Source organism: Priestia sp. P5_B4 (assembly GCF_056400385.1).
This window is the reverse complement of record NZ_JBFULJ010000733.1, coordinates 1-1,927: the sequence shown is the minus strand read 5'-3', so window position 1 is coordinate 1,927 and position 1,927 is coordinate 1. Positions and strand designations below refer to the sequence as shown.

Sequence of the window (1,927 nt, the reverse complement as noted above, 5' to 3'; positions counted from 1 at the left end):
TCTCCTTGCTGATCGTAGCTTTCTTTTAAAGACCGTAAATTGTCTAATTTATCTGCTACAATTAAAGATTTCACTTCAAGAGAACCAGTTTTCACAATTTGAATTGTGTGCTGTTTACGTTCTTCCCAGCTTTTTGATTTGTTTTCTGTATGAGCTTCAACAATCCCCGCTACCTCTAAACCAAATCTTTGTACAATTTCTTCGAGTGTTACACTTGTATCTTCTACAGCATCATGCAGATAAGCTGCTGCAATTACTTCTTCACTAAAACCTGCTTTTTCTAAAATAGTACCTACGTTAATAGGGTGAACAATATAAGGTGTATCGGACAGCTTGCGCATTTGGCCGCTATGAGCGTGTTCTGCATATCTACGTGCTTCTTTTATTAAAGACATCATATTCCTCCACTTTTTATTCAGTATATCTTCATATTATTAGTATAAACGAATATAGCTTTCCTCACTTTATAAAATTGCACAAATTCATTTCTTATAATAAGGGAAGGCTACCAAAATCCCTTCTTAGTGTAGTTTTTTTATAAAGCCTAATATCTATTTCATAGGCCTGTATCAGTTGCCATTTCCTTTTTTATTCATAGTTTGTATGAAGGAGTGATAGCAATGCAAAACCGTAATAATCAAAATATTAAGGTCATTGATGTTTCTCATCACAACGGAACAATTGATTGGGCAAAAGTGGCGTCGGATGGTGTAAAAGGCGCGTATATTAAATTAACAGAAGGTACAACCTTCTTAGATAAAAAATCATATGATAATTATATAGGTGCAAAAAATGCAGGTCTACGTGTAGGCTTTTATCACTTTGCTCATGCTGATAATGATCCCATCGCAGAAGTTAATTTCTTTTTAAATAAATTAGGCAGCATGAAGGTTGATTTGCCTCATTGCTTAGATTTGGAAGAGAATAAAGGGAAAACAAAAGCGCAGGTCACAGCCTTTGCAGTCAGATGGATGGAGTATATTGAAAGGAAAACAAGCATTACGCCTATTCTTTACACGGGGTATAGTTTTATTAAATCCAATTTTACAAGCGCCGTGGCAAGATATCCGCTATGGATAGCTCGTTACAGTGGAAGTAACCGTTCTAAGGGATTTGCTAACCCAGGTGATACGGCGATTTGGGATAGATGGTCTATGTTTCAATATACAGATCAAGGAAAAGTAAACGGGATTAAAGGCAATGTTGATATCAATGAAATGGATCTGGATTTCTTTAATAGTATTAATACAGGCGTGACGGTGGTGGAAAATAATAAGCCATCAGCACAATTGCAGCAAGGTGATAGCGGACTAGCTGTAAAAGAACTGCAGCAAAACTTAATTAGATTAGGATTTGAACTTTCCCAGCAAGGAACCGATGGTCAATATGGCAGCGAAACTGTTGCAGCTGTTAAAGCTCTTCAAGAAAAGTATGGATTAACGTCAACTGGAAAAGCTGATGAGACAACATTAGCTAAAATGATGGAATTGCTTAAGGGTGTAAGTAATCCTGTCGAAGAATCATTACCAAAGGTTACTTCACTCGGAGATAAATATTCTTTTCAAGTAAAAGCGAAGAAGGATATTGGAGTCTACAAATATGCGAATGTAACAGAGAATTTTAGAACTATAAAAAAAGGCACAGTATTTAGCGTATATGGGTATACCAATGCAGCATGGGCTATTCCAGGCGGATTTGGGCAAATGAAAGACGTAGAACCTATCCCAATTACAATTAAAACAGGCGGATTAAGTAAAGACATGGAAACAGAGTTTCGTGCTTTCTTAAAAAATGAAGGAATCGACAGTGAATTACACGTACATGCAATAGGTAATCCGTCCGCTGAACTTACCGCAGCTGGGCTGGATTTTGTAAAAGTTAAACAGTTTTTAGATAAAAAAGGCTGGTACTATAAGCAATAAACTCC

2 protein-coding genes are annotated in these 1,927 nt (G+C 36.5%); one reads left to right on the top strand and one right to left on the bottom strand.

The genetic code is table 11. The annotated features are described in order from the left end of the window. A partial coding sequence (locus AC1DRF_RS25305) for an HD domain-containing protein (RefSeq protein WP_477741990.1) occupies positions 1-395 on the bottom strand: 395 nt, incomplete at its 3' end. 225 nt (positions 396-620) lie between these two features. On the opposite strand from AC1DRF_RS25305, the gene AC1DRF_RS25300 reads away from it, so the two are divergent. Then, entirely contained in the window at positions 621-1,922 is a 1,302-nt protein-coding gene (locus tag AC1DRF_RS25300) for a GH25 family lysozyme (RefSeq protein WP_477741989.1), read from the top strand. Positions 1,923-1,927: the final 5 nt, after the last annotated feature.

Coding starts and splice junctions, on each gene's coding strand:
- AC1DRF_RS25300 (WP_477741989.1), top strand. CDS start 621: ATGCAAAACCGTAATAATCAAAATATTAAGGTCATTGATGTTTCTCAT.